Here is a 19,780-nt window from a genome sequence, read left to right on the forward strand (position 1 = left end):
CCGGAGGGCCCGACGGCACACCTCACCGCCCGGTCGGAGCAGTGGGTGTGTGGAAAGTCTAGCGAGACGCGCGTGCCCGTGCAGCATCGTGACGTCGGGTGGCCTGCTCCCCTCCGCCGCCGGGTGGCGGGGCGAGGTTCAGTCGCAGCTGCCGAGCGTCTGCAGCGACGCCTCGTCGAGGCGGAGCGTCGTCGAGGTCAGGGTGGCGGTCGCCGCCTCCGGCGTCACTGCGAGTCCATCGAGGTCGACCCCCTCGGGCAGGTACTGGGCGACGCAGATGCTCGGCGGGTCGCCCTGCAGGAAGCCGGTCACGAGCGCCCGCAGGTCGATGACGCCGAGGAGGCCGGTGTCGACGTTCACGGACGTCGGCATGAGGTTCACGCGGTCGGCCGTGGTGGTCGGCGCCACGGAGAAGTCGTACGGGATGGTGAACCCGAGGACGGTCGCCTCACCCGCGTACCCGATCTCGTCGTCGCCGAGGGTGAGCGTGCCCGGAAGCCCGGCCGTCTTGGCGAGGTCCGCCGCTCCGGCGGCATCGATCCTGATGGTCGCCACCACCCGACCGATGGTCTGCTGCGGGTCGAGGGGGACCCGGTCCGCGCTGACCCGGAGGTCCAGCGGGACGCCGTCGACGCTCGCGTCCGGTGCACGCAGGTCGACGTGCTCGAACGTTCCGGTGAGGTACTGGGCGATGACCGAGGCACCGCCGATCGACACGGCGACGTCCGCGTCGACGTTGTCGGGCAGACTCTGCTCGATCTGCGTCGCGACGCGCTCTTCGGCGACACCGCGCACGATCGCGTCGGCGATCAGGAACGCGCCGACGAGGACGACGAGCACCCCGACGACGATGACGATCGGAAGCCAGGGACGCCTGCGCTTACCCGACGGTTGCTGCTCACTCATGTTCCGAGGGTAGCGAACCGTCGTCGGCAGGAGGACGCCGCGAGCGCAGGACCGTTCCCGAGGAACCGTCCTGCGCTCGCGCGGATCTCCCGCTGCGGGGAAGCTACATGCGCTCCGGCGCGGAGACGCCGAGGAGCGCCAGCCCGTTGCGGATGACGGTGCCGGTCGCGTCGTTCAGCCAGAGGCGCGTGCGGTGCAGGTCGGTGACCGGCTCCTCCCCCATCGGGACGACCCGGCAGCTGTCGTACCACTTGTGGTACAGGCTCGCGGTCTCCTCCAGGTGCCGGGCGACGCGGTGCGGCTCGCGCAGCTGTGCGGCCTGCGCGACGATCCGCGGGAACTCCTGGAGGACGCCGAAGAGCGCCGACTCCGTCTCGTGGACGAGCAGCTCCGGAGCGAAGGCGCTGCGGTCGACCCCGGCCGAGGCGGCGTTGCGCGCCACCGAGTTCGTGCGGGCGTGGGCGTACTGGACGTAGAAGACGGGGTTGTCGTTCGTCCGGCTGCGGAGCTGCTCCGGGTCGAGGGCCAACGGCGAATCGGCCGGGTAGCGACCGAGCGAGTACCGCAGGGCGTCCGTACCGATCCAGGCCTGCAGGTCGTCCAGCTCGATGATGTTGCCAGCCCGCTTGGAGAGTCGGGCGCCGTTCACACTCACGAGCTGCCCGATGAGCACCTCGATGTCGCGGTCCGGGTCGTCTCCGGCCGCGCCAGCGAGCGCCTTCAACCGGTGGACGTACCCGTGGTGATCGGCACCGAGCAGGTAGATCTTGTGCTGGAAGCCGCGGTCGCCCTTGTTCAGGTAGTACGCGGCGTCGGCGGCGAAGTAGGTGTAGACGCCGTTGGAGCGACGGATGACGCGGTTCTTGTCGTCGCCGAAGTCCGTCGTGCGCACCCAGACGGCGCCCTCCTCGTCGAACACGTGCCCCTGCTCGCGCAAGCGGTCCACGGCCTGGTCGATGAGGCTCGTGCCGTCCTCGCCCGTCGCGTGCAGCGTGCGCTCGCTGAACCAGACGTCGAAGTGGACGTTGAAGCGCTCGAGGGACGCGCGGATCTCACCGAGCTGCAGGGCGTAGGCGCGTTCCCGCGCGACCTCACGGGCGTCCGGACGCTCGAGGAGGTCGGGGATCTCGGCCAGCACGGTCTTCGCGAGGTCGCCGATGTACGCCCCGGGATAGCCGCCCTCGGGGGTCGGCTCCCCCTTGGCCGCGGCGAGGATCGAGTCCGCGAAGGTGTCCATCTGGTTGCCGGCGTCGTTGATGTAGTACTCGCTGACGAGCGTCGCACCGGACGCGCTCAGGACGCGGGCCAGGGAGTCACCGAGCGCGGCCCAGCGCGTGTGGCCGATGTGGAGCGGGCCGGTCGGGTTGGCCGAGACGAACTCGATGTTGATGGTCTGACCGGCGAGGCTGTCGTTGCGACCGAACGCGTCACCGGCGTCGACGATCACCTTCGCGAGCGCACCCGCGGCAGCGGCGTCGAGGCGCACGTTGATGAACCCGGGACCGGCGACCTCGACCGAGGCGACACCGTCGACCTGCACGAGCGCGTCGGCGAACTCCTGCGCGAGCTCGCGCGGGTTCGCCCCCACCCGCTTCGCGAGCTTCATCGCGATGTTGCAGGCCCAGTCGCCGTGATCGCGGTTCTTCGGACGCTCCAGCACCACGTCGTCGACCGACACCGCGACCTCGTCGGTGATGCCCGCCGCCTCGCGTCGTCGTTCGACGATCGGAACGACGATGGCGTGCAGGGCGGAGGCGAGGTCTTCAGGAGTCACGAGGAGCGATTCTACCCGGGCGCGTCGCACCGGTGACACGGCGGCCTCGGGGCGACTGTCAGGCGAGCACGACCGCCTGCGCCGGGTCGTCGGCGGGCAGGACGTCGATCAGGGCGTCGATCCGCATGTCCTCGACGGTCACGTTGCCGTGATGGTTGCTCAACCAGGCCACGTCCGCGGCGTCGCGTCCGGTGGCGATGCGGACGAGCGACTGCCGGGGAGCCAGGCCCGTCGCGTCGACCACGTGCCAGGCGCCGTCGACGAAGCCCTCGGCCACCGCGTGGAAGTCCATGGGGACGAGACCCGGGGCGTAGACCGCGGCGTACCGGGCCGGGATGTCGAGCGCCCGCAGCATCGCGATGGTCAGGTGCGCGAAGTCCCGGCACACGCCACGCCCCGCGGCGAGGGTCGACACCGCACTGTCCGACACGGTCGTGGAGCCGGAGACGTAGGAGAGGTGGCGTCCGACCCAGGCAGCCACCCATGGCAGCACCTGCAGACCGCCGGACACCGTACCGTCCTCGTGCAGGCGACGGTGCTCGAGGAGGTAGCCGAGCTCGGAACGCGCGAGCGAGAACAGCGCGTCCGACTCGCAGTACCGGCTGGGACGGAGGTAGGTCACGGTCTCCAAGGCGTCCACGGGACGCGGCACGGCCTGCCCGACGACCACCGCCTCGTAGTCGACCTGCAACCGGCCGGGCTCGGCGATGACCCGGTGGAGTCGTGTGTCGTCCGGACCCACGATCTCGGTGACCGCGCACGGGCCGTCCGAGGAGTGCACCTGCAGTCGCTCACTCGCCAGCGGGGTGCCGCCGGCTGCAGCGATGGAGAAGATGAGGTCGGCTCGATCGTGCACCCGCAGATCGAGCGACGCGGTCAGGGTGCGCTGCATGACCTCATTGTTCCACGCGACGGGCGACGCGGATCCCGCACGCCTCCGGTACCGGCGTGGGTCCCGACTCTGGTAGCTTGGAGACGTTCCGCCTTCGTAGCTCAGCGGAAGAGCGCTTCCCTCCGGAGGAAGAAGTCGCTGGTTCGAATCCAGTCGAGGGCACCATCACCATCTCGCGAGGTCCTGCTTCGCATCGCTCCGACTCCGGGACGCGGGGGCCATGCACCGAGCCGATCCCCTCCCGCAGCCGACGGTCCGCTTCCTGCACTGGGCCAGCGCGGCTGAGCTCGACCTCGCCGGCACGGCCGCCCGGCTGGACGCGTCCGCCAGTGACCGCCTCGACACCTCGTCCGCGACCGCGGCCCGTCGGTTCCTGTTCGGTCGCGCACTGCTCGTGCGCACCGTCGCGGAGACGATCGGCACCGACCCCGAGCGGATCGAGGTCATGGCGGTCTGCCCGGACTGCGGTCTCGCGCACGGACGACCACGGGTGCACACGGGTGACCGGACCGTCCACGTGAGCGTCTCCCACACCACCGACGCCTCCGCTGTGGCGGTGTCGATCGAGCACCCCGTCGGTGTCGACGTCGAACGGCTCGACGCGGCCCGGTTCGCCGGCGTCGCGGACGTCGCCCTCACCCCCGCGGAACGGGAGCAGTGGCAGCGGCTGCCGGACCGACGACGCCTCCGGGCGCTCGCCGAGCGTTGGACGGCGAAGGAGGCCGTGACGAAGGCCCTCGGTACGGGCCTCATGACCGATCCAGCGACGATCGACCTCGGGCCGGATGCCGCACCACACGTCACCGAGACCGCGGGCCACCGCTTCGTCGTCGACCACCCGGAGTCCGTGCCGGGATTCGTCGTCGCGACGGCCCTCTTGCTCCCCTGACCCGGTTCAGCCGACGGGGAACGGCGGGAGCGCCTTCTGGAAGAGCCACGCGTCGAGGAGCGGCTCGACCGGTGCCGGTGCATGTCGATCGGCCATCCGGATGAAGTCGTCCGTCGACACGCTCGAGTGCCGGAAGGACGCCACCCAGTCACGCAGGAGGTCGAAGAACGCTTCGTCGCCGAGCAGTCGGCGCACGGCGTGCAGGGCGATCGCGCCCCGCTTGTAGACCCGGTCGTCGAACATGTCCGCGGGTCCCGGGTCGCCGACGACGAGGTCCTGCGGTGCGCGTCGGAGCGCCGCGTAGTGCGCCCGGGCACAGGCGTCGGCGCTCTCGGCCCCCGACTCCTCCGACCACAGCCACTCGGCGTAGCAGGCGAAGCCCTCGTGCAACCAGATGTCCCGCCAGGTGGCGATCGTCAGACTGTTCCCGAACCACTGGTGGGCGAGCTCGTGCGCGATCAACCGTTCCGAACCGCTGACGCCGTCGACGTGGTTGCGGCCGAACACGCTCATCCCCTGCGCCTCGAGTGGGATCTCCAGCACGTCGTCCGTGACCACGACGCCGTAGCTGCCGAAGGGGTAGGGTCCGAAGGCGCGCTCGAAGCACGCCAGCATGTCGACCTGCTCGGCGAAGTCGTGTCGGAACCGCGCCGTGAGGTCGCGCGGCAGGTGTGCGACGACCGGCACCGTGCTCGTCGCGACCCGAGCGCTGACGGCGAGCCGCTGGTACCGGCCGATCTGCACCGTCGCGAGGTAGGCGGCCATCGGTTCGGGCTGCTCGTAGACCCATGTGGTCCGGCTCGCGCGGGCAACGCGCGACACCAGCTCTCCGGGGGCGACGACCGTGTACGCCGACGACGCCGTGACACTGATCCGATAGGACGACTTGTCCGAGGGGTGGTCGTTGCAGGGGAACCAACTCGATGCGCCGCACGGCTGGGACGCCACGATGACGCCGTCCTCGAGTTCCTCCCAGCCGATCTCGCCCCAGGGGCTGCGCACGGGACGGGGCGCACCCGAGTACCGGACGACCACGGAGAACTCGGCGCCGTCCGCGATGGTGTTCCGGGGCGTCAGCGTGAGCTTGCCCGAGCTGTGCGTCCGCTTCGCCTCGACCCCGTCGACCTGGACACGGGTGACGCGCAGCGCGGCGAGGTCGAGCGAGAACCGCGTGAGCTCCTCCGTCGCGACGGCGGTGAGCCGAGCCGTCCCGGACAGGGCGTTGCGGTCGACGTCGTAGTCGAGCTCGAGCTCGTACCGTACGACGCGGTAGCCACGATTCCCGCTGGAGGGCGTGTAGGGGTCGCCTGCGCTCCGCAGACGGGCGAGAGCCTCCCCCATCAGGACGCGACCTGGGGCTCCCGGTACTCCGCCGTCGTCACCTCGCGCCACGGGCCGATCGGGTTGCCGCTCCACCGGGTGCCCGCCGGGACGCGTTCTCCGCGCATGACGAGCGAGGCCGGTCCGACCGTCGCGTCGTCGTCGATCCGCGCTCCGGGGAGGATGACGCTGTGCGGCCCGAGCGTGGCGCCCGATGCGAGTTCGACCTGATCCATACTCATGATTCGATCATGGAACAGGTGCGTTTGCACAACGCAGCCCCGGTTGACCGTCGCGCCGTCGCCGAGTCGGACGAGGTCCGCCTCCGGCAGCCAGTAGCTCTCGCACCAGACCCCACGACCGATGCGGGCACCGAGCGAGCGCAACCACCAGGTGAGGGCTGGGGTGCCGGTGGCGGGTGCCGCGAACCAGGGTGCCGCGACCATCTCGACGAAGGTGTCGGACACCTCGTTGCGCCAGATGAACGAGGACCAGAGCGGGTGCTCCCCCGTGCGGATCGGGCCGACGATGACCCACTTGGCGACGGTCGTGATCCCGGCCGCGACCGCGCCGGCGGCCAGGAGCACGGCACCGCTGACGGCGATCGCGACACCGAGACCCCAGGTGTCGGCGAACCAGGCGAGGGCGAGGAGCACCAGGAGCGCGATGCCCGTCGTCACCATGACGGGGACGATGCGGCAGAGCTCCCACAGCGCGCGGGCGATCCGGAGCCGGAGCGGCGGGTCGTAGGTGCGGTCGAGATCGGCGTCGGACACCTGCCGCCGGAGCCGCATCGGTGGGCTCCCGAGCCAGGACGAGCCGGACTTGGCCTTCCGCGGTGCGGCCGACAGCACGGCGACGAGGCCGTTCTTGGGGACGTGCATGCCGGGGCCCGCCATGCCGGAGTTGCCGAGGAAGGCGCGCTTGCCGACGGACGCACCGGCGATCCGCATCCACCCGCCACCGAGCTCGTAGGAGGCCACCATCGTGTCGTCGGCGAGGAACGCACCGTCGCCGACGGTCGTCATCCGCGGGAGGAGGAGCACCGTCGACGCCTCCACGTTGCGCCCGACCTTCGCCCCGAGCAGGCGGAGCCAGACGGGCGTGAAGAGGCTCGCGTACAGGGGGAAGAGGAGGGTGCGCGCGGCGTCCAGGAGCCGCTCCGTGGCCCACACCTGCCAACCGACCCGACTGCGCACCGGGAAGTAGCCCTCGCTGAGACCGAGGCCGAGCAGCCGGACCAGGCCGATCGTGCTGATCGCCAGGACGACGAACCACACGAGGGTGGCGACGGGCACCCAGAGGAGCGCGCGCCAGGAGAACTCGAGCAGACTGGTCGCGCCCGACGCCCCGGCCGCCACGACCGCCGCCGCCAGCACGAAGGCGAGGAACGGCAGCACCGACAGCAGCGCCGATCCCGCGCCGTACGCGAACAGCCAGCGTCGGCGACGCGGGGGTCGTTCGGTCGGCCACACCGGCTTCGCCTTGCCGACGCGGACGGCGGGCGACCCTGACCACAGGTGTCCGGAGGGGACGCGGCCGAAAACGGACGATCCCGGCGCGATCTCCGCACGCTTGCCGATCCGGGTGCCGGCGAGCAGGGTACTGCGAGCGCCGACCGTGCTCTCGGCGCCGATGTGGACGTGGCCCAGTCGGAGCGTGTCGCCGTCGACCCAGTAGCCGCGGAGGTCGACCTCGGGCTCGATCGACGCGCGCGCCCCGACGGTGAGGAACCCGGTGACCGGCGGCACGCTGTGGAGGTCCGCGTCGGCACCGATCTTCGCGCCGAGCGCCCTGGCGTAGCTCGAGATCCAGGGGGCTCCGGCGAGACTCACCGCGCCGACCGTGTCGGCGACGCGTTCGGCGAGCCAGAGTCGCACATGGACCGAGCCGCCGCGCGGGTAGTCGCCCGGGCGGACGCCGACGAGGAGGAGCTTCGCCGCGATCACGGAGATCGCCATGCGTCCGATCGGGGTGATGACCACGAGGAAGCCGAGGGCGATCCACCACCACGAGACCATGGGGAGGTACGGGACATCCGCGACGAGGCCGAGGACCCGACTGCCGGCGAGCAGGTACACCAGCCACCGGAGTCCGACGAGGATGAGGAGCGGGACACCCAGGAGGGTCTGTGCCCACTGGGTCGCGAGCGGCGTCGGGAGCACGGGGTCCGCGACGGCCGCTCGGCTGCGACGCTCGGGGCGTCGGCCGTCGAGTTCGGCGGCCATCGCGCCGAGTCGGGGGTGGCCGTAGATGTCGGCGACCGTGAACTCGGCATCGCGGGTGCGGATGAGCGAGACGAGCTGCGCGGCCGCCAGGCTCCCGCCGCCCAGGCTGAAGAAGTTGTCGCTCTCGGCCGTGACCCGGACCCCGAGGACGGCCGTCCACTGCTCGGCGAGCCACGCGGCGGTGCCCGACAGGGTCGAGGCGTCCTCCCCGTCGGCGGCGTCGAGCGGCCACGGCAGCGCGGCCCGGTCGACCTTGCCGGAGGTGCGGGTGGGCAGCTCGCCGACGACCGCGAGGAGCGGGACGAGCGGTGCCGGGAGCTGCTCACGGAGGGTGTCGAGCGCCCGCTCGACGGAGAACCCGTCGCGGTCGGGCACCGCGAGGTACCCCACGAGGACGGCGTTCCCGGCGGCGGTGCGCTGGACGGCTGCTGCCGCACCCGAGACACCCGGCAGCGCCTGCAGGGCGGCCTCGATCTCTCCGAGTTCCACGCGCCGACCGCCGATCTTCACCTGGTCGTCCGCGCGCCCCTGGAACACGAGTCCTGCGGCCTCGTAGCGGACGAGGTCGCCGCTCCGGTACGCCCGCGACCACCCGATGCTCGGCATGGGCGCATACCGTTCGGCGTCCTTGGCGGGGTCGAGATACCGGGCGAGTCCGACGCCGCCGATGATGAGCTCGCCGACGCCGCCCTCCTCGACCGGGACGCCCTCGGCGTCGACCACGGCGAGATCCCAGCCGTCGAGCGGCAGTCCGATGCGCACGGGCTGCTCGCCGGTCAACAGCGCGGCGCAGGCGACGACGGTGGCCTCGGTGGGTCCGTAGGTGTTCCAGACCTCGCGACCGTCCACGGCCAGCCGGGCGGCGAGCTCCGGCGGGCAGGCCTCGCCGCCGAAGATGAGCATGCGGATGTTCTCGAGGGATTCGGCGGGCCACATCGCCGCCAGCGTCGGAACCGTCGACACCACGGTGATGCCCTTCGCGGTGAGCCAGGGTCCGAGGTCCATACCGCTGCGGACGAGCGAGCGCGGCGCCGGGACCAGGCATGCGCCGTGTCCCCAGGCGAGCCACATCTCCTCGCAGGACGCGTCGAAGGCGACGGACAGGCCGGCCAGCACACGATCACCGGGGCCGAGGGGTTCCGCCTGGAGGAAGATCCGCGCCTCGGCGTCGACGAACGCGGCGGCAGAGCGGTGCGAGACGGCGACGCCCTTCGGCGTGCCCGTCGAGCCGGAGGTGAAGATGATCCAGGAGTCGTCGTCGAGTCGCGGTGGTTCGAGGACGGGGATCGCTCGGGTGCCCGGGTGGGGTGCCGCGCCCGTCGCGAGTTGCACCCGTTCGGGATCGACGCCGTCATCGGCCGGGTCCTCCGTTCCGCGGCGCGAACGCTCGAAGACACCGCCGTCGACCAGGACGCCGACGACGGCCGCCTCACCGAACACGAGTCGTGCCCGCTCCTCCGGGTCGTCGGCGTCGACGGGCACGTAGGCCGCTCCGGTGAACAGGATCCCGAGGATCCCGAGGTAGAGGTCGCGGGTGCCCGAGGCGATCCGGACACCGACCCGGTCACCGCGCCGGACCCCGGCGGCGAACAGCCCGGCCGCGACCCGCTCCGCGCTGAGGACGAGCTCGCGGTAGCTGAGCGCTCCCTCCGCGTCCTCGATCGCCGAGGCCTCGGGGTGCGACGCGGCGACGTCACGGAGGACGTCGAGGAGGGTGCGCTCGGCCGGTGCGCGCACGCCACCGAGCAGCGCGGGCTGCCGCTCGATGAGGAGGGCGGTGCTGGTGTCGGCGTCCATACGCGATCCCCTGTCGTCCGGCTGTTCAGCGCCGCCAACGGTAGGCAGCGCGCATGGACGGTTGGTGAACACCAGTCAACCGCCAGATGTCGTGGAATCGTCGGCGACGCTCCGTCGGCCCCAGGCATCCTCGGAGGACGCGCGCCTACCATGGCCTGCATGACCATCGACTACTCCGTGCCCCAGGAACGCCAGCTCGTGACCGCCATCCCCGGCCCCCGATCGCTCGCCCTCACGGAACGGCGCCGCCGGGCGGTGTCACGCGGTGCCGGCAACCTCGCGCCGGTGTGGATGGACCACGGCTCCGGCGGCATCCTCGTGGACGTCGACGGCAACCACATCATCGACCTCGGAACGGGCATCGGCGTGACGACCATCGGGCACGCCCACCCCGACGTCGCCGCAGCCGCAGCCGAGCAGGCGACGAAGCTCACGCACACGCTCTTCACCGTGACGCCCTACGAGAACTACCTGCGCGTCGCGGAGAAGCTGTCCGAGATCACGCCGGGCGACTTCGAGAAGCGCTCGATCCTCCTGAACTCCGGTGCCGAGGCCGTCGAGAACGCGGTGAAGATCGCGAAGAAGTACACCGGACGTCGCGCGATCGTCGCCCTCGACCACGCCTTCCACGGACGCACGAACCTGACGATGGCGATGACCTACCGGCCGGCGCCCGAGCGCCTCGGGTTCGGCCCGTTCCCGGGTGAGATCTACAGCGTCCCGCTCTCCTACCCGTTCCGCGACGGACTCGACGGACCGGCGGCTGCCGAGGTGACGATCGACTACATCGAGCGGCACATCGGTGCGAGCGAGGTCGCCGCGTTCTTCGCCGAACCGGTCCTCGGCGACGGCGGCATCGTCATCCCCGCGCCCGGCTACTTCGCGCGCATCAGCGAGTGGTGCACCGAGAACGGGATCGTGTTCGTCGCCGACGAGATCCAGGCCGGCATCGGCCGCACCGGCGCCTGGTACTCGATCGAGCACCACGGCGTCGTGCCCGATCTCATCACGAGCGCCAAGGGCATCGCCGGCGGCTTCCCGCTGTCGGCCGTGACCGGGCGCGCCGAGATCATGGACGCCGTCCAGCCCGGTGGCATCGGCGGCACCTTCGGGGGCAACCCGGTGTCCACGGCGGCCGCGCTCGCGACGTTCGAGGTCATCGAGCGCGAGGACCTGCTGGGCGAGGCCCGTCGGGTGGAGGCGACCCTGCGATCGCTCATGGGCGACTGGGCCGAGCGGTTCGACATCGTCGGCGAAGTCCGGATCATCGGTGCGATGGCCGGCGTCGAGTTGGTCGTCCCCGGCACGAAGCAGCCGCACCCCACGGCACTGCAGACCGTCATCGACGCGGCGATCGCCCAGGGCGTGCTCGTGCTCGACGCCGGTTCCTGGGACTCGGTGCTGCGACTCCTCCCGAGCGCGGTCATGTCCGACGGGCTCCTCCGCGACGCGGTGTCCGTCCTCGAGGACGCCCTGGGGCAGGTCACCTCCTAGCCGCGGCGGTCGCGCGGGCGGGTCAGTCGACGGTGACGAAGTCGATGAGCTGTTCGACGCGACCGAGGAGTTCCGGCTCGAGGTCGTTGAAGGTCCGGACCTGACCGAGGATGCGCTTCCAGGCCCGGGCGATGTCGGCCTGCGAGTCGTGCGGCCAGCCGAACGCCTGGCAGATGCCCTTCTTCCACTCGATGGAGCGAGGGATGGTCGGCCACTCGCGCAGGCCGACCCTGGCGGGCTTCACGGCCTGCCAGACGTCGACGTACGGGTGCCCGACGATGAGGACGTTCCGGCCGTTCGGTCCGGCCATGACGGCGTCGGCGATCCGCTGCTCCTTCGAGCCGGGAACCAGATGGTCGACGAGGACGCCGACACGGCGGTCCGGGCCCGGCCGGAACTCGGCGAGCGCGGCGTCGAGGTGGTCGACGCCCGCGAGGTACTCGACGACGACGCCCTCCACGCGGAGGTCGTCGCCCCAGACCCGCTCGACGAGTTCCGCGTCGTGGCGACCCTCGACGAAGATCCGGCTCGCGCGAGCCACCCGAGCGGTCGTCTCCACCGCGAAGGAGCCGGAGGCGGTGCGCGCCCGCCCCGTCGGTGCGCGCTTCGGCACGACGAGGACGACGGGTTCACCCTCGAGGAGGAACCCCGCCCCCATGGGGAACACGCGTCGCTTGCCGCGGTAGTCCTCGAGCTCGACCGTCTTCGCCTCGACGCGCGTGATCGCGCCGCAGAAGCCGCCGAGTTCCTCGACCACGAGGTCGGTCACCGCCTCGACCTCACGGGCCACCACGCGGTTCTTCTTCCGCCAGTCCCCCGCGAGGACGTCCTGACCGTACCTGTCTTCGAACACCCGTCAACGCTAACCAACCCTCCGACCTTTCTCAGGACGGCCTCGGCGTGGCGCGGCCGACACGCCGCAATCCAGGCTCGACACGCCGACGCTGTCCTGAGTTGGGGACAGGTCGAGCGGTGGGTCGCCTGCAGCGGGAGGGCCTCCTGGCATGCGAAGCCGCCCGGTGCGGAGACACGCCCCGACTAGGCTGCGGCGCGCTCAGCCTCGCGGGCGAGACCGCCGAGCAGGAGCCCGAGCTGGTCGTCCACGGTGCCGGGGTCCTCCGGGTGCCATTGCACGCCGGTGATCGGCAGGGTGCGGTGCTCGATCGCCTCGACGGTGCCGTCGGAGGCCCAGGCGACGGCACGCAGGCCCTCGCCGAGCTCGCCGACCGACTGGTGGTGGGCGCTCTGCACCTGGAGGTGACGGGCACCGAGTCGGAATGCGAGGGCACTCGAGGGGTCGAGCTCGACCTCGTGCGGGGTCATGCTCTCATCGACCGGGACACCCTCGTTGCGGTGGGCGCTGTGCTCACCGAGGTCCTGCACGAGCGTCCCACCGAGGGCGACGTTGATGATCTGGTGACCGCGGCAGATCCCGAGCAGCGGTGTGCCCCGCTCGGCGGCGCGACGGGCGACCGCGAGCTGGGCGCGGTCGGCCTCGGGGAAGTGCTGGCCTTCGGCGCGGTAGCCGGTGGTGCCGCCGTACTGGGCGGGATCGATGTCGGCTCCACCCATGATGACGACGGCGGAGGCCCCGTCGGTCGAGGCGAGGAGTGCTTCGGTGCCGAGGTCGTGCGCGGCCAACCGGGTCACGCGCCAGCCGGCCCGTTCGGCAGCGGCGATGGTCCGTCCGACGAGGATCTGCACGTACTCGTGGTACGCCTGGTCGTCCTCACGGAACCTGGTGACCTCGACGAGCGCCAGCATGGGTGAGACGTGTCCTTGCATGATGCTCCTTCCAGGGGTTCCGTGAGGTGACTCGACCAGTCTCGCCGGGCAGATGCCCTCGCGCGAGTGGCCGCGTCATGGTCGGTAACAGAGTCCGTCACGGTCGGTGACAGCGTCACGGTCGGTGTCGGCGAAGCCCCGTCACCGCCGTATAGCACAGCTCTGGTTCGGTGCGCTCGCTGGGAGCCCGCTGTAGAGATGTCGAGGGCCCGGACCTAGACTCGGAACCGAGCCGCGGGGTGGGGCTCCAGGGTCCGAACGAGTGACGAGGTGGCCGATGCGGGTTCGCTGGGCGGTATCGATCTGGGCGTTCTGCGTGGCCGTGCTCCTCGGAGCGGGAGCCACCGCCGCCCGGGCGGAGAGCCCGGTGCAGCTCGGGGCTGGGCGCGTGAGCGACAGCGCGGGTGTCCTCAGCAGCGGTGAGGTCACCGAGGTCACGACGGCCGTCGACGACCTGGCCGCGGATCACGGCGTCGACCTCTGGGTGGTCTACGTACCGACCTTCACCGACCCGAGTGACGCCGAGTCCTGGGCGAACCAGACCGCGAAGGACAACAACCTCGGACCGAACCAGTACCTGCTGGCCGTGGCGACCGAGGACCGCGCCTACTACCTCTCCGGCGACTCCAGCGGACCGGTGAGCGGCGATCAGCTGACCGAGATCGAGCAGCAGCGCATCCTGCCGCAGCTGCGTGACGACGACTGGGCCGGCGCCGGCGTCGCTGCCGCCGAAGGCCTGGGCGCCGCCGTCGGCGGCGGGTCGATCGGAGGCACCGATGGCGGCTCAGGGGGCTCGGCCGGTTGGTTGACCATCCTGCTGATCGTGGTCGTCGCCGTCGTGGCCGTCATCCTCCTGGTCGTCTTCCTCCGCCGGCGCCGCGCTGCGAACGGCGACGGCGCGGTGACCGCGGGCCAGCAGGGGGCACCGGTCGACCCGCTGACCACCGCCCCGATCCCCGAGCTCGAACGACTCGCCGGCAGTGCGCTCGTCCAGACCGACGACGCCGTCCGGACGAGCGAGGAGGAGCTCGGCTTCGCCACCGCCTCCTACGGCGAACCGGCCACGGCCGCGTTCACCGCCGCCCTCGCCGGAGCGAAGGACGACCTCGCACACGCCTTCGCGCTCAAGCAGCGGCTCGACGACGCCGAGCCGGACACCGAGCAGCAACAGCGCGACTGGAACCTCCAGATCATCCGGCTCTGCGAGCACGCGAACCACGTGCTCGATGAACAAGCAGCCTCCTTCGACGAGCTCCGCGCGCTCGAGAAGAACGCACCCGCCGCGGTCGAGGAGCTGCGAGCCAGGGCGGCCGCGGCCGGACCGACGGTGACGGCCGCGCAAGACGCGGTGCGCGCCCTGCAGACGCGCTACAGCCCCGACGCCCTCATCACCGTGATCGACAACCCGGCGCAGGCGACGGAGCGTCTCGCCTTCGCCACCGCGGCGATCTCGGACGCAGCTGCACGGCTCGCCGCCGGAGACTCGGGCGAGGCCGCCGTCGGCATCCGAGCCGCCGAGGAAGCGCTCGACCAGGCCACCCAGCTCACCGGGGCCGTGAAGCGGCTGCAGGCCGACCTGACGACCGCCGAGCAGCACCTCGCCGCCCGACTGGCCGAATTGGACGGAGACGTCGCCGCGGCTGGCGGCCAACCGGACCCGACCGGCACCCTTGCCGCGGCGGTCGCGAGCACCACCGCGACGGTCTCCCAGGTTCGCGGCGCGCTCGGCGCACCGAACAACCCGATCGCCCTCCTCGCCCGCCTGGATGCGGCAAACACGCAGATCGACGGTGCTCTCCAAGGGGTGCGCACCGCGGCGGAGCAGCGACAGCGCGCCGCAGCGGCCCTCGGACAGACCCTGCAGACGGCGGGCGCGCAGGTGTCGGCTGCAGAGGACTTCATCGTCTCGCGGCGCGGAGCCGTCGGCCCGGAGGCCCGGACGCGCCTCGCCGAAGCCGGCCGCACCCTCGTGCAGGCCCAGGGCCTCGCCGCCACCGACCCGACGCAGGCGCTCTCCCTCGCCCAGCGCTCCAACTCGCTCGCGAGTCAAGCGGTGCAGCTCGCCCAGGCCGACCTCGGGCAGTTCCAGAGCCAGTCGGCGGGCGGACTCGACGGCATGTTCGGCGGCGGCCAGGGGCAGCAGGGCGGCAACGGGATGCTCGGTGCCGTCCTCGGCGGCATCCTGATCAACTCCGTCCTCGGCGGCGGCGGGTCCCGTTCCGGCGGCGGCATGTTCGGCGGCGGAGGATCGAGCGGCGGCATGTTCGGCGGCGGCTCAGGTCGCTCACGCAGCGCCGGCAGCTTCGGTGGCGGCGGCACCCGTTCCCGACGCGGCGGCGGTCGCTTCTGATCCGCGGCACCACCCACCTCATCACCAGACACCGACCGACACGATCCAGCAGGACACGAGAGAGGAACCACACCATGGCAGAGAAGCAGTCCATCTTCGGACGCATCGCCCAGCTGACCAAGGCCAACATCAACGCGCTGCTCGACTCCGCCGAGGACCCGCAGAAGATGCTCGACCAGATGGTCCGGGACTACACGAACTCGATCGCCGACGCCGAGAGCGCGATCGCCGAGACGATCGGCAACCTCCGGCTCCTCGAGCAGGACCACCAGCAGGACGTCGAGGCGGCCTCCGAGTGGGGCACCAAGGCGCTGGCCGCGAGTCGCAAGGCCGACGAATACCGTCAGGCGGGCAACGCCGCGGACGCCGACAAGTTCGACAACCTCGCGAAGATCGCGCTCCAGCGCCAGATCGGCGCCGAGAACGAGGCCAAGCAGGCCGAGCCGCAGCTGGCCTCGCAGACGAAGGTCGTCGAGCAGCTGAAGAACGGCCTCAACGGCATGAAGACGAAGCTCGAGCAGCTGAAGACGAAGCGCAGCGAGCTCGTCGCCCGGGCCAAGACCGCGGAGGCCCAGCGCAAGGTCGCGGATGCGGTCGGCAGCATCGACATCATGGACCCGACGAGCGACCTGAGCCGCTACGAGGACAAGATCCGCCGCGAGGAGGCGAAGGTGCTCGGCCAGCAGGAGCTCGCCGCGTCGAGTCTCGACGCGCAGTTCAACGACCTCGAGGACCTCGGCGAGCTGACCGAGGTCGAGGCCCGCCTCGCCGCGCTGAAGGGCGGCGGTTCCGCGTCTCCCGCGATCGAGTCCTCCGGCCCCGAGTACACGCCGAACGCCGGCCAGTAGTGCCGATCCGACGGGCCCTCGGGACCTCCCGAGGGCCCGTCGCCCTCGCCCCCTCGCACCACCTCCAGGAAGGCACCGCATGACGAAGTTCGTCGTCGTCCCCCAGTGGCAGGGCTCCGGTTCGTCCAGGGCCATGCAGTTGATCGATGGAGCCGAGGCGATCCGTGGCGACCTGCCCACGGCGGCCACGACACTCGTCCACGTGCCGACGGAGGCCGGCGAGGCCCTCGACACCGACATCCGGCGCGCCAGTTCCCTCGTGACGACCGCGGAACTCCAACGTCAGGCGCTTGTCGGGATCGACGAGCCCGTCATCACCATCGGTGGGGACTGCGGCGTCGAACTCGCGTCAGTCGGTGAGGCCCTCCGACGCGACCCCGGCATCGCCGTCGTCTGGTTCGACGCCCACGGCGACCTCAACACCCCGCTCAGCTCGCCGTCCGGGTCGTTCAGCGGCATGGTCGCCCGAGCACTGACCGGCGAAGGCGCCGCGATGCTCCTGCCCGAGGCCCCACTCGATCCCGCCCGGCTCGTCCTCGTGGGGGTGCGCGACCTCGACGACGGTGAACTCGCCCACATCGAGGAGCGTGGCATCCCCATGGTCTCCTCGGTGATGACGAGCGCCGCCGAGGTGGTCGCCGCCGTCGAGGCGACGGGCGCCGACCGCGTCTACCTGCACGTGGACGTCGACGTCCTCGACCCCGCCGTCATCGCCGGCGTCAGCTCGGCCGTCCCCTTCGGTCTCGAACTCGGCACCCTGCTCGACTGCATCACCGCGCTCCGCGCGCGGTTCGGCTTCGCCGGGGCCGGCGTCACGGGCTTCTCCCCCGGTTCCCCCGACGCCGCAGCCGACGACCTCGGCACCATCCTCCGCATCATCGGCGCGATCAGTCGCGAACCGAAGCCCGACAGCACCAACCCGACAGGAGTCACCCCATGAGCCGTACCGTCGATCTCGTCGTCATCGGAGCCGGACCCGTCGGCGAGAACGTCGCCGACTACGCCCACAAGAGCGGTCTGAGCGTCGTCATCGTCGAGAGCGAACTCGTCGGCGGTGAGTGCTCCTACTGGGCCTGCATGCCGTCCAAGGCCCTCATCCGGTCGGGCGCCGCCCTGCGTGCCGCCAAGCGCACGGGTGGAGCCATCCCCGAGGACACCGCGCTCGACCCGCTCAAGGTCCTCGCGCGACGGGACTCGTTCACGAGCGACTGGTCGGACGACGGCCAGGTCGAATGGCTCCAGGGCGCCGGCATCGAGCTGGTGCGTGGGCACGGTCGACTGACCGGCGAGCGCGAGGTCACCGTGACGGCCGCCGACGGTTCGACCACCGTGCTCACGGCGACGCACGCCGTCGCGGTCTGCACCGGATCCGCCGCGCTCCTGCCCGACATCGCGGGGCTGGCGGCAGTGGAGCCATGGACGAGCCGCGAGGCCACGAGCGTCCAGACCCTGCCAGCGTCCGTCGCCTTCCTCGGAGGCGGCGTCGTCGCCGTCGAGCTCGCGACGGCCTACCGCTCACTCGGGGTCGACGTCACGCTCGTCGCCCGCAGTGGCCTGCTCGGCAACACCGAACCGTTCGCCGGCGAACTCGTCGAGTCCTCCCTGCGTGAGCTGGGTGTGACGATCGTGCACGCCTCCCCCACCGCCGTGTCCCGGGCCGCCGACGGTGCCGTCACGCTCGAGTTCGACGGCCGGGATGCGGTGACGACGGCGGAACTCGTCGTGGCCACCGGCCGGACGCCACGGACGGACGACCTCGGGCTCGAGACCGTCGGCCTGGAACCGGGTGCCTGGATCGAGGTCGACGATCAGCTCCTCGCCCACGGCAGCGACTGGCTGTACGCCGTCGGCGACGTCAACCACCGGGCACTCCTGACGCACCAGGGCAAGTACCAGGCACGCGCCGCGGGCGCGGTCATCGCGGCACGGGCGAACGGCGAGGACGTCGACACCAGCCCGTGGAGCGACCACGCGGCGACCGCCGACCACCGTGCCGTGCCGCAGGTCGTCTTCTCCGAACCGGAGGTCGCCGCCGTCGGACTCACGGCCGCGCAGGCCGAGGCGGCGGGGATCGACCACCGGGTGGTCGACTACGACCTCGGTGGCATCGCGGGCTCGAGCCTCCACGCCGACGGCTACACCGGGCAGGCGAGGATGGTCGTCGACGAGGAGCGCGGCGTGATCATCGGGATGACCTTCGTGGGTCAGGACGTCGCCGAACTCGTCCACGCGGCGACGATCGCCGTCGTGGGTGAGGTGCCGCTGCACCGCCTCTGGCACGCGGTGCCGTCCTACCCGACGATGAGCGAGATCTGGCTGCGGCTCCTCGAGACCTACCGGAGCGGTGCGTGACCCGTCGCGGCGACGTCGATGAGCCGCGGAGCCGTCGTTCCGGCGGCCCGTGGCTCGACTCACCCCTGAGCCGGATCGGGTACTGGTACGCCACGCTCACCGGGCTCGTCTGGGGTGCACTCTGGAGCACCGGTCCGGTCGAACGGCGGGGCGGGATGATCGTCTTCCGCGGGATGCCGTCGTGGACGTTCGGCCGAGGTGGCTCATGCGTCGGCGGGGTGTACCTCACCGACCGGAACGTGTCGACCCGGGTACTCGAACACGAGGCGGTGCACAAGCGGCAGTGGCAGCGGTACGGCATGCTCTTCCCACTGATGTACGCGATCGCCGGTCGTGATCCGCTCCGGAACCGGTTCGAGATCGAAGCCGGCCTCGAAGCGGGAGGCTACCTGCCGAAACGCCGCTGACGAGCGTCGCGGCGTCTGTGCAATGCCGTGCCGGTGCGAGGTCGTGTCAGTGCGATGCGCGCTCGACCGAGCTCGAGCGCTGACGTGCACCGATGCTCGCCAGGGTCATCCTGAGGTCGTTCCGGAGACCGGTGAGGTGCTCCGTCTCGCCGCCGATCCACACGTGGTAGTCGGCCGCGTCGTGTCCGTCGACGTCGAGCATCTCGCTCGCCCAGGCCCGGGTCGCTCGCGCGACGGCCTGACCGCGTGCGCACCGGCTGCCCGTTCCGGGTTCCCCCGAACGCGCCGCGCGGACGAGCCACGTCACGACGACGCGTCCCGGCGAGTCGAGGGTGGTGATCGACGCGGCGTCGTCGACCTCGACGAACACCTGACCGCGGGCGCAGATGGGGAGCAGCGCGAGGACCTCGGCCAGCTCGCCGACCGACGACTCGTCGCCCGCGAGCAGCACGTGGCGTGCGTCCGCGACGGCGAACTCCGCCGGATCCTCGAAATAGCTCACACGATCAGTATAGGCGAGCCTAAGCTCACTTCGATCCCCTGCGCAGGGTCTTCCAAGGCGGCGGAGCACATCACGATCCGATCACTCTGTGACGCCCCCTGACACCGTGGCTGGCACCACACACGTCGACTGGGTACGCTCGCTGGAGCCCCAGCGATGCGGCTTTCCGGACGCGGTCCAGTATTCACGCGGCCCAGGCGGGAATGCCCGCTGCCCGGAACCGGTTGTGCGTCTCC

15 protein-coding genes and 1 tRNA gene are annotated in these 19,780 nt (G+C 71.4%); 8 read left to right on the plus strand and 8 right to left on the minus strand.

Annotation, left to right across the window (positions count from 1 at the left end):
* Positions 1-138: 138 nt before the first annotated feature.
* The 3 genes from IFU30_RS18650 to IFU30_RS18660 form a co-directional block, all read right to left on the minus strand.
* On the minus strand, positions 139-906 hold the full coding sequence (locus tag IFU30_RS18650; protein WP_192006671.1) for an LmeA family phospholipid-binding protein: 768 nt from the start codon (positions 904-906) through the stop codon (positions 139-141).
* Between the two features lie 103 nt (positions 907-1,009).
* Positions 1,010-2,680 carry an arginine--tRNA ligase domain-containing protein gene (locus IFU30_RS18655; RefSeq protein WP_192006673.1) on the minus strand — a complete coding sequence of 557 codons (1,671 nt, stop codon included), beginning with the start codon at positions 2,678-2,680 and terminating at the stop codon, positions 1,010-1,012.
* 58 nt (positions 2,681-2,738) lie between these two features.
* Positions 2,739-3,572, minus strand: coding sequence for a transglutaminase-like domain-containing protein (locus tag IFU30_RS18660; protein WP_086473968.1), 834 nt, complete (start codon positions 3,570-3,572; stop codon positions 2,739-2,741).
* Between the two features lie 90 nt (positions 3,573-3,662).
* On the opposite strand from IFU30_RS18660, the gene IFU30_RS18665 reads away from it, so the two are divergent.
* Together IFU30_RS18665 and IFU30_RS18670 are read left to right on the plus strand one after the other, a co-directional pair.
* Positions 3,663-3,737, plus strand: a tRNA-Arg gene (locus IFU30_RS18665).
* A gap of 55 nt (positions 3,738-3,792) precedes the next feature.
* A complete protein-coding gene (locus tag IFU30_RS18670; RefSeq protein ID WP_192006675.1) occupies positions 3,793-4,461 on the plus strand; it encodes a 4'-phosphopantetheinyl transferase family protein in 669 nt (222 codons plus the stop codon).
* A gap of 6 nt (positions 4,462-4,467) precedes the next feature.
* Here IFU30_RS18670 and IFU30_RS18675 read toward each other — a convergent pair whose 3' ends face one another.
* Positions 4,468-5,802 carry a M1 family metallopeptidase gene (locus IFU30_RS18675; RefSeq protein WP_192006677.1) on the minus strand — a complete coding sequence of 445 codons (1,335 nt, stop codon included), beginning with the start codon at positions 5,800-5,802 and terminating at the stop codon, positions 4,468-4,470.
* Complete coding sequence (locus IFU30_RS18680) at positions 5,802-9,806, minus strand: Pls/PosA family non-ribosomal peptide synthetase (protein WP_192006679.1); 4,005 nt, start codon at positions 9,804-9,806, stop codon at positions 5,802-5,804. Before IFU30_RS18680 ends, IFU30_RS18675 begins: the two co-directional genes overlap by 1 nt.
* A gap of 159 nt (positions 9,807-9,965) precedes the next feature.
* On the opposite strand from IFU30_RS18680, the gene IFU30_RS18685 reads away from it, so the two are divergent.
* On the plus strand, positions 9,966-11,300 hold the full coding sequence (locus IFU30_RS18685) for an aminotransferase class III-fold pyridoxal phosphate-dependent enzyme (RefSeq protein WP_441005558.1): 1,335 nt from the start codon (positions 9,966-9,968) through the stop codon (positions 11,298-11,300).
* Between the two features lie 22 nt (positions 11,301-11,322).
* Here IFU30_RS18685 and IFU30_RS18690 read toward each other — a convergent pair whose 3' ends face one another.
* Both IFU30_RS18690 and IFU30_RS18695 read right to left on the minus strand, forming a co-directional pair.
* Positions 11,323-12,153: a DUF3097 domain-containing protein gene (locus tag IFU30_RS18690; protein ID WP_071262446.1), complete on the minus strand. Its 831-nt coding sequence runs from the start codon at positions 12,151-12,153 to the stop codon at positions 11,323-11,325.
* Positions 12,154-12,338: 185 nt separating this feature from the next.
* Complete coding sequence (locus tag IFU30_RS18695; RefSeq protein ID WP_124769603.1) at positions 12,339-13,085, minus strand: gamma-glutamyl-gamma-aminobutyrate hydrolase family protein; 747 nt, start codon at positions 13,083-13,085, stop codon at positions 12,339-12,341.
* A gap of 277 nt (positions 13,086-13,362) precedes the next feature.
* Here IFU30_RS18695 and IFU30_RS18700 point away from each other — a divergent pair, with 277 nt between their 5' ends.
* The 5 genes from IFU30_RS18700 (at position 13,363) to IFU30_RS18720 (ending at position 19,042) form a co-directional block, all read left to right on the plus strand.
* The gene (locus IFU30_RS18700) at positions 13,363-15,435 is read left to right on the plus strand and encodes a TPM domain-containing protein (RefSeq protein ID WP_192006683.1); all 2,073 of its coding nucleotides are present in this window, start codon (positions 13,363-13,365) and stop codon (positions 15,433-15,435) included.
* A gap of 74 nt (positions 15,436-15,509) precedes the next feature.
* Positions 15,510-16,283 carry a PspA/IM30 family protein gene (locus IFU30_RS18705; protein WP_064295284.1) on the plus strand — a complete coding sequence of 258 codons (774 nt, stop codon included), beginning with the start codon at positions 15,510-15,512 and terminating at the stop codon, positions 16,281-16,283.
* 79 nt (positions 16,284-16,362) lie between these two features.
* Complete coding sequence (locus IFU30_RS18710) at positions 16,363-17,223, plus strand: arginase family protein (RefSeq protein ID WP_064295283.1); 861 nt, start codon at positions 16,363-16,365, stop codon at positions 17,221-17,223.
* The gene (locus IFU30_RS18715) at positions 17,220-18,635 is read left to right on the plus strand and encodes a dihydrolipoyl dehydrogenase family protein (protein WP_192006685.1); all 1,416 of its coding nucleotides are present in this window, start codon (positions 17,220-17,222) and stop codon (positions 18,633-18,635) included. The genes IFU30_RS18710 and IFU30_RS18715 overlap by 4 nt, the downstream gene beginning before the upstream one ends.
* A complete protein-coding gene (locus tag IFU30_RS18720) occupies positions 18,632-19,042 on the plus strand; it encodes a Fe-S oxidoreductase (RefSeq protein ID WP_079707214.1) in 411 nt (136 codons plus the stop codon). The genes IFU30_RS18715 and IFU30_RS18720 overlap by 4 nt, the downstream gene beginning before the upstream one ends.
* Positions 19,043-19,088: 46 nt before the next feature.
* On the opposite strand, the gene IFU30_RS18725 is transcribed toward IFU30_RS18720, so the two are convergent.
* Positions 19,089-19,544, minus strand: a complete 456-nt coding sequence (locus IFU30_RS18725; RefSeq protein WP_159453431.1) for an SIP domain-containing protein — start codon at positions 19,542-19,544, stop codon at positions 19,089-19,091.
* Positions 19,545-19,780 lie beyond the last annotated feature (236 nt).

Origin of the sequence: Plantibacter sp. CFBP 8798 (genome assembly GCF_014841195.1) — a bacterium.
GTDB lineage: Bacteria > Actinomycetota > Actinomycetes > Actinomycetales > Microbacteriaceae > Plantibacter > Plantibacter auratus.